At 66.3% G+C, this 7,553-nt stretch carries 7 protein-coding genes; 4 read left to right on the top strand and 3 right to left on the bottom strand.

Going from position 1 to position 7,553, the window contains the following annotated elements; translation table 11 throughout:
• Positions 1-745: NUDIX domain-containing protein (locus ACE3P6_RS04675; protein ID WP_374392069.1), on the top strand; the 745-nt coding region annotated here is incomplete at its 5' end.
• A gap of 21 nt (positions 746-766) precedes the next feature.
• Here ACE3P6_RS04675 and ACE3P6_RS04670 read toward each other — a convergent pair.
• From ACE3P6_RS04670 to ACE3P6_RS04660, 3 genes are read right to left on the bottom strand one after another with little or no spacing between them, the layout of a single operon-like run.
• On the bottom strand, positions 767-1,924 hold the full coding sequence (locus ACE3P6_RS04670) for a Gfo/Idh/MocA family protein (protein ID WP_374371447.1): 1,158 nt from the start codon (positions 1,922-1,924) through the stop codon (positions 767-769).
• Between the two features lie 4 nt (positions 1,925-1,928).
• Positions 1,929-2,984: a sugar phosphate isomerase/epimerase family protein gene (locus ACE3P6_RS04665; RefSeq protein ID WP_374392066.1), complete on the bottom strand. Its 1,056-nt coding sequence runs from the start codon at positions 2,982-2,984 to the stop codon at positions 1,929-1,931.
• Between the two features lie 21 nt (positions 2,985-3,005).
• Positions 3,006-4,052 (bottom strand): LacI family transcriptional regulator, encoded by a 1,047-nt coding sequence (locus ACE3P6_RS04660; protein ID WP_374392063.1) that lies wholly within the window; start codon positions 4,050-4,052, stop codon positions 3,006-3,008.
• A gap of 320 nt (positions 4,053-4,372) precedes the next feature.
• Between ACE3P6_RS04660 and ACE3P6_RS04655 the strand changes: the two genes are divergently transcribed.
• The 3 genes from ACE3P6_RS04655 to ACE3P6_RS04645 all read left to right on the top strand — a co-directional run bounded on the left by ACE3P6_RS04655 (position 4,373) and on the right by ACE3P6_RS04645 (position 7,551).
• The gene (locus ACE3P6_RS04655) at positions 4,373-5,602 is read left to right on the top strand and encodes an ABC transporter substrate-binding protein (protein ID WP_374392060.1); all 1,230 of its coding nucleotides are present in this window, start codon (positions 4,373-4,375) and stop codon (positions 5,600-5,602) included.
• Positions 5,603-5,753: 151 nt separating this feature from the next.
• Positions 5,754-6,647 (top strand): carbohydrate ABC transporter permease, encoded by an 894-nt coding sequence (locus ACE3P6_RS04650; RefSeq protein WP_374392057.1) that lies wholly within the window; start codon positions 5,754-5,756, stop codon positions 6,645-6,647.
• Positions 6,640-7,551, top strand: a complete 912-nt coding sequence (locus ACE3P6_RS04645) for a carbohydrate ABC transporter permease (protein ID WP_374392054.1) — start codon at positions 6,640-6,642, stop codon at positions 7,549-7,551. The genes ACE3P6_RS04650 and ACE3P6_RS04645 overlap by 8 nt, the downstream gene beginning before the upstream one ends.
• The last annotated feature ends 2 nt before the right edge of the window (positions 7,552-7,553 follow it).

Raw genomic sequence — 7,553 nt, 5'->3', positions numbered from 1 at the left:
GGCGCTGGCGCTGGCCGGGCTGGTGATGCGGGCCTTTGGCCATCTGTCGCCGCAGGCGGTCGCGCAGCGCCTGCCGTCGCTTCGGGTCGAGGCGGCGAGCCGGGTCCGGGCGGCCGGGGCGGCGGGGCGCGGGATTCGGGTCGGCAGCGGCGAGGTGGAGGCTGGCGGTGTGGAGCCGTCCCATGCCGGGTTCTTCGGGCTGGATGTGCACCGGCTGCGGCACCGGCGCTTCGACGGGGGGATGAGCCCCTGGCTGACGCGTGAGGTCTTCGTGGTGGGCGATGCGGTGACGGTGCTGCCCTATGACCCGGTGCGCGACCGGGTGCTCCTGGTCGAGCAGATGCGGATGGGGCCGCTGGGGCGGGGCGATCCCTTGTCCTGGCAGCTTGAGGCCATCGCGGGGCGGATCGATCCCGGCGAGACGCCGGAGGACGCGGCGCGGCGCGAGGCGGTGGAAGAAGCCGGGCTGGTGCTGGGGGCGCTGGAGAAGGTGGCGGAATACTACCCGACGCCGGGGGCGGTGACGGAGTATCTCTATTCCTACGTCGCGATTGCTGACCTGCCCGATGGGGTTGCGGGGGTCTTCGGTGCGGCGGAGGAGGCGGAGGATATCAAGGGGCACCTGATGTCGTTCGACCGGCTGGTCGAGGTCATGGCGGCGGGGGAGATCGGCAATGCGCCGTTGCTGCTGACCGTGTTGTGGTTGCAGCGGGAGCGGGGGCGGTTGCGGGGATTGACGGGGTAAGGTGGGTGCAACCCACCGTATTTACAGATACAATCCCACCCACGCGCCGTTCTTCGCCGAGGACCGGGCGCAGGCGTCGACGAAGGCCACGCCTTCGAGGCCCTCTTTCAGGCCGGGGAAGGTGGTGCCCGCAGGGACCGGGGTGCCGGTCTTGGCGGCGCGGATGGCGCGGGCGGCCTCGGTATAGATGTTGGCGAAGCCTTCGAGGTAGCCCTCCGGGTGGCCGGGGGGGACGCGGGTGACGCGGGCAGCCTCGGGGCCGGAGCCGGCGCCGCCGCGGGTCAACTTGCGCTTGGGCTGGCCGAAGGGGGTGAACCAGAGGTAGTTCGGGTCTTCCTGCGCCCATTCGAGGCCGCCTTTCGAGCCGTAGACGCGGAGGCGGAGGCCGTTCTCGTTGCCCGGCGCGACCTGGCTGCACCAGAGCATGCCCTTGGCCCCGCCCTGGTAGCGCATCAGGACATGGCCGTTGTCGTCGACCCGGCGACCGGGGACGAAGGAGCTGAGGTCGGCGGCGAGCGTGTCGAGGGTCAGGCCGGAGACAAAATTCGCCAGGTTGAAGGCATGGGTGCCAATGTCGCCGGTCGAGCCGCCGACGCCGGAGCGGGCGGGATCGGTGCGCCAGTCGGCCTGCTTGTTGTCGACGGGTTCGGTGAGCCAGTCCTGGATGTATTCGACGTTCACCAGCCGGATCTCGCCGAGGTCGCCATTGGCGATCATCGCCTTGGCCTGCCGGACCATCGGATAGCCGGTGTAGTTGTGGGTCAGCGCGAAGACCACGCCCGAGGCTTCGGCGGCCTTCGCCAGTTTCTTCGCCTCGGGCAGGGTGGCGGTCAGGGGCTTGTCGCAGATCACATGGATGCCGCGTTTCAGGAACTGCATCGCGACCGGGGCGTGCATGTGGTTCGGGGTGACGATGGCGACCGCGTCGATGCCGTCCTTGCGGCGGGATTCCTTTGCGGCCATCTCGGCAAAGCTGGTGTAGGCGCGGGGCACGCCAAGGTCCTGCGCCGAGGCGAGGGCTTTTTCCGGGTTGGATGAGAAAGCGCCCGCAACCAGTTCATATTGATCGTCGATCCGCGCGGCGATGCGGTGGACCGCGCCGATGAAGGCATCGCGTCCGCCGCCGACCATGCCGAGGCGGAGACGTTCTGGACGGGCGGTGTGGGCGGCGTCGATCATGGGGTCACTCCAGTCCAAGCATGCGTCTGTTAGCGGCAACATCAGTACCCGCATCCGCGAAATCGTCAAAGGCCTTCTCGGTCACGCGGATGATATGGGCATCAACGAAGGCGGCCCCTTCGCGGGCGCCGTCCTCGGGGTGTTTCAGGCAGCATTCCCATTCCACAACTGCCCAGCCGTCGAAGCCGTATTGCGTGAGCCTGGAGAAGATGCCGCCGAAATCGACCTGCCCGTCACCCGGCGAGCGGAAGCGGCCCGCGCGGTTCACCCAAGGTTGGAAGCCGCCGTAGACGCCCTGGCGGCCGGTCGGGTTCAGCTCGGCATCCTTGACGTGGAACATCTTGATCCGGTCGTGGTAGATGTCGATATGATCAAGGTAATCAAGGTGTTGCAGGACGTAATGCGAGGGGTCGTAAAGCATGTTGGCGCGGGGGTGGCCCTTCACGCGGTCGAGGAACATCTCGAAGCTGATGCCGTCGTGCAGGTCCTCGCCGGGGTGGATTTCGAAAGCAAGGTCGACGCCGCAGTCTTCGGCATGATCCAGGATCGGCAGCCAGCGGCGGGCAAGCTCGTCGAAGGCCTCTTCCACCAGCCCGGCGGGGCGCTGCGGCCAGGGGTAGAGATAGGGCCAGGCCAGCGCGCCGGAGAAGGTGGCCTGCGCGGTCAGGCCGAGGTTCTTCGACGCGGTCAGCGCCTTCTTGACCTGATCCACCGCCCAGTCCTGCCGGGCCTTTGGGTTGCCCCGCACGGGTGGGGCGGCGAAGCCATCGAAGGTGGTGTCATAGGCGGGGTGGACGGCGACGAGCTGGCCTTGCAGGTGGGTGGAAAGCTCGGTCACCTCAAGCCCGGCGTCCTTCGCAATTCCCTTGAACTCATCGCAGTAGGCTTTTGAAGTGGCTGCCTTTTCCAGGTCGAAGAGCCGCGCGTCCCAGCTGGGAACCTGCACGCCGAGATAGCCGCAATCGGCGGCCCATTTCGTGATCTCTCCCCAGGAATCGAACGGCGCCGCGTCGCCCGCGAACTGCGCCAGGAACAGGGCCGGGCCCTTGATCGTCTTCATCGTTGTCCTCCGTTTCGGGTCCTAGCCGCCCGGTTCCACCGTGACCGGCACTTCCAGCCCCTGCCGTTCGGTCCAGTCGCGCTTGTCGATCCTTGCCACCAGCGCGCGGGCCAGGAATTCCCCGGCGCGGCCCACGTCTTCCCGGATGATCAGGATGTCCTGCCGGAAGCGGCGGAGCATCGGCACCGCCTCTTTTGCGACGACGTCGAAGTCGCGGCCCAGCACGCGACCGCTGCGTTCGGCGGCGGCGATGGCGGCCATCCCGGCGGTGGTCGAGCCGAGGAGCAGGCCGTCCGGCGGATCGGGTTCGGCGAAGCGCGCGGCGACGGCGGCCTCGATCGCGTCGCCACCGGCGTCAGAGGTCACGCGGTCGGTGACTTCGAAGGGCGGGCCGAGGCGCAGGGCCTCGTCCGTGAAGCCGTGGATCATGTGGCTGGCATACATGTGCGAGCGCGGCGGTGCGACGAGGTAGAGCCGTTTCCGGCCCCGTTCGGCCAAAGCGCGGGCGCCGAGGCGACCGAAGGCCTCGTTGTCGAAGTCGTAGTAGAGGTGGTCGATCCCCATCGCGCTGCGGCCATGTGCAGCGAAGGGGAAGCCGTGGTCCTGCATGTAGCGCAGGCGCGGGTCGTCCGCCTTGGTCTGGTTCAGGATGATCCCGTCGGCGCTGCCGGTCTCGACGATGTAGCGGATCGGCTCCATCGGGTCCTGGTCGGGAAAGAAGGGCATCACGACGAGGTGGTAGGCGGTGCCGCGGAGCGCGGCGGCGATGGAATAGATCAGCCGCGAGGTGTGGTTCATGATGTCGCTCTCGGTCGAGAGCACCAGGGCGATGACATTGGTCTTGCCGGTGCGCAGGCGGACCCCGGCGCGGTTCGGGCGGTAGCCGAGGCGGGCGGCGGTCTCGCGCACCCGGCGCTTGGTCTCCTCGCCGATGTCGGGGGCGTCCTTCAGCGCGCGGGAGACGGTGGCGACGGCAAGGCCGGTCGCGGCGGCGATGGTCTTGAGCGTGGGGCGCTCGGGCTCCGAATCGGGGGGCAGGTGGGGGACGCGGTCAGCGGGCGGCAGCATGGGTGCCATCCTTTGGCCTGCGGGGAATGACGGGGCGGAGGGCGGGCCGCCTTGCCGATTCGGCTGGTAGCGCTACCATTGCAGTCGCAGAAACCTGCCGCGACGGGTGGCGGGAAAATGCCAGTCGTTGGGATGGTTTGGCGGCGGTATCGCGGTGCAGCATCGGTTTGGTCCGGCCCGTTTTCCGGCCCCGAAGGCGCGGATCATTGCAGCCATGAAAACTTCTGCGCGGGGCGGCGACAAGCGAAAAGATTGGTTGATCGGCAAATCTGTAACGTTATAGGCTGCATCTATAACGATTTAGAAACCGGGAGGAACGGATGAAACTGACGAAACTGACGGCAGTGCTGTGCGTATCGGCGGCGATGCCCGCCTTTGCGACCGAGCTGGAAGTGACGCATTGGTGGACCAGCGGCGGCGAGGCGGCGGCGGTGGCCGAACTGGCCAAGGCCTTCGATGCGACCGGGAACAAATGGGTCGACGGGGCGATTGCCGGGTCCGGCGATACCGCGCGTCCGATCATGGTGTCGCGCATCACCGGCGGCGATCCGATGGGGGCGACGCAGTTCAACCACGGCCGCCAGGCGGAAGAGCTGGTCGAAGCCGGGCTGATGCGCAACCTTGACGATGTGGCCAAGGCGGAAAACTGGGCTGCGGTGATCAACCCGCCGTCGCTGCTGGAAGGCTGCACGCTGGACGGCCATATCTATTGCGTGCCGGTGAACATCCATGCCTGGCAATGGCTGTGGCTGTCGAACAAGGCCTTTGCCGATGCCGGCATTCCGGTGCCGACCGACTGGAACGGCCTGGTCGCCGCCGCGCCCGCGCTGGAAAAGGCCGGGATCGTTCCGCTGGCCGTGGGGGCGCAGGGCTGGCAGCAGACCGGGCTGTTCAACAACCTGCTGCTCGCCATCGGCGGCAAGGACCTGTACCTGAAGATCAACAAGGATCATGACGCCGAAGCCGCTGCCGGGCCGGAGATGGCCAAGGTCTTCGCGGCGCTGGCCGATGCGCGCAACATGACCAAGGGCGCGAATGTGCAGGACTGGAACCAGGCCACCAACATGGTGATCACCGCCAAGGCGGCGGCGCAGTCGATGGGGGACTGGGCGCAGGGCGAGTTCCAGGTCGCCGGGCAGGTCGCGGGCACCGATTATACCTGCCTCGTCGGGCTGGGGATGCCGGACCCCTTCATCACCACCGGCGGCGACAGCTTCTATTTCCCCAAGCTGGACGACCCGGAAAAGTCGAAGGCGCAGGAGCAGCTGGCCTCGATCATGCTGTCGCCGGAAACGCAGGTGGCGTTCAACCTGAAGAAAGGCTCGATGCCGGTGCGCGGAGATGTGGACCTGAGCGCGGCCAACGACTGCATGAAGAAGGGGCTGGAGGTGCTGAAGGCCGGCAACGTGATCCAGAGCACGGATGAATTGCTGAGCCCCGACACCACGACGCAGCTGAACGACCTGGTGACGCAGTTCTTCGCCAACGACAGCATCACCCCCGAGCAGCTGCAGGCGGACTATGCGGCGGTGATCGGCACCGCCGACTAGGCCTCCGGGCACAGGGAGACCGGTCCGGCAGTGCGCCGGGCCGGTTGCCGCTGCGGAACCGGCCGGGCCGGGCACCATCAGTATCCATCGGGCGAGGTGGGCAGGCCAGTCACGGGCGGGCCGCTGCCAGAGCCAGGACCAGGGGGCGGATATGTCAGACGTCCGGCGGCCCAGCCGTCTTTTCAAGAATCTCAGCGCCAAGCTTGCCTCGCTGCCGATGGTGCTGACCGCGCTGGTGGTGTTCCTGGGCGGAACATTGTGGACGGTCCTGTATTCCTTCACCGATTCCAAGCTGTTGCCCCGCCTGCGCTTCGTCGGGCTGGACCAGTATGAACGGCTGTGGGCAACGGAGCGCTGGCTGGTGTCGATCCAGAACCTGGCGATCTACGGGCTGTTGTCGCTGGTGTTCAGCTTTGTCATCGGCTTCGTGCTTGCGGCGCTGCTGGACCAGAAGATCCGGTTCGAAAGCGCCTTCCGCACGATCTTCCTGTATCCGTTCGCGCTGTCCTTCATCGTCACCGGGCTGGTGTGGCAATGGATCCTGAACCCGGATTTCGGCGTGCAGCAGATCGTGCGCGATCTGGGCTGGACGAGCTTCACCTTCGATCCGCTCTACAACGCGGACATCGTGATCTACGGCGTGCTCTTCGCCGGGCTTTGGCAGGGCACCGGGCTGATCATGTGCCTGATGCTGGCGGGCTTGCGCGGCATCGACGAGGATGTGTGGAAGGCGGCCCGCGTCGACGGCATCCCGATGTGGAAGACCTATCTGTTCATCGTCATCCCGATGATGCGCCCGGTGTTCATCACCACGCTGGTGATCGTGATGAGCGGCATCGTCCGGGTCTACGACCTGGTGGTGGCGCAGACCGGCGGGGGGCCGGGCATCGCCTCGGAAGTGCCGGCCAAATACGTCTACGAGTTCATGTTCCGGGCGCAGAACCTTGGCCAGGGCTTTGCCGCCTCGACGATGATGCTGCTGAGCGTGGCGATCGTGCTGATTCCCTGGGCCTATTTCGAATTCGGAGGGAAGAAGCATGGCTGACCACGCAACCCGGGCCTTTGCGGCGGGCGAGCCGCGCGGGACCCGGCCCCGGCGGGCACTTTCGGGCCGCAACATCATGATTTACGGTAGTCTTGGCGTGGTGGCGCTGTACTACATGCTGCCGCTTTACGTCATGGTGGTGACGTCGCTGAAGGGAATGCCGGAAATCCGGCTGGGCAACATCTTCGCGCCGCCGGTCGAGATCACCTTCCAGCCCTGGGTCAAGGCCTGGTCAGAGGCCTGCACCGGCCTGAACTGCGATGGCCTGAGCCGGGGGTTCTGGAATTCGGTGCGGATCACCGTGCCCTCGGTGGTGTTGTCGATCATCATCGCCTCGGTCAACGGCTATGCGCTGGCGAACTGGCGGTTCAAGGGGGCGAATGCCTTCTTCACCATCCTGATCTTCGGGGCCTTCATCCCCTATCAGGTGATGCTGTACCCCCTGGTGATCCTGCTGCGCGAGATGGGCATCTACGGCACGCTCTGGGGCCTGATCCTGGTGCACACGATCTTCGGGATGCCGATCCTGACGCTGCTGTTCCGCAACTATTTCACCTCGATCCCCGAGGAGTTGTTCAAGGCCGCCCGCGTTGATGGGGCGGGGTTCTGGGGCATCTACTTCCGCATCATGCTGCCGATGAGCCTGCCGATCTTCGTCGTCGCGCTGATCCTGCAGGTCACGGGGATCTGGAACGATTTCCTGTTCGGGGTCGTCTTCACCAAGCCGGACCTCTACCCGATGACGGTGCAGCTGAACAACATCGTCAACTCGGTCCAGGGGGTGAAGGAATACAACGTCAACATGGCCGCGACGATGCTGACGGGCCTGGTGCCGCTGGTGATCTACTTCGTCTCTGGGAAATTGTTCGTGCGCGGTATCGCCGCCGGTGCCGTGAAAGGCTGACA

It is taken from the genome of Tabrizicola sp., from assembly GCF_041911175.1.
In the GTDB taxonomy this organism is placed as follows: domain Bacteria; phylum Pseudomonadota; class Alphaproteobacteria; order Rhodobacterales; family Rhodobacteraceae; genus Tabrizicola.
Note: the sequence above shows the minus strand (reverse complement) of the source record. Positions and strands in the feature narration are given on the sequence as shown.

Coding starts and splice junctions, on each gene's coding strand:
- ACE3P6_RS04660 (WP_374392063.1), bottom strand. CDS start 4,052: ATGCTGCCGCCCGCTGACCGCGTCCCCCACCTGCCCCCCGATTCGGAG.
- ACE3P6_RS04650 (WP_374392057.1), top strand. CDS start 5,754: ATGTCAGACGTCCGGCGGCCCAGCCGTCTTTTCAAGAATCTCAGCGCC.
- ACE3P6_RS04645 (WP_374392054.1), top strand. CDS start 6,640: ATGGCTGACCACGCAACCCGGGCCTTTGCGGCGGGCGAGCCGCGCGGG.
- ACE3P6_RS04670 (WP_374371447.1), bottom strand. CDS start 1,924: ATGATCGACGCCGCCCACACCGCCCGTCCAGAACGTCTCCGCCTCGGC.
- ACE3P6_RS04655 (WP_374392060.1), top strand. CDS start 4,373: ATGAAACTGACGAAACTGACGGCAGTGCTGTGCGTATCGGCGGCGATG.
- ACE3P6_RS04665 (WP_374392066.1), bottom strand. CDS start 2,984: ATGAAGACGATCAAGGGCCCGGCCCTGTTCCTGGCGCAGTTCGCGGGC.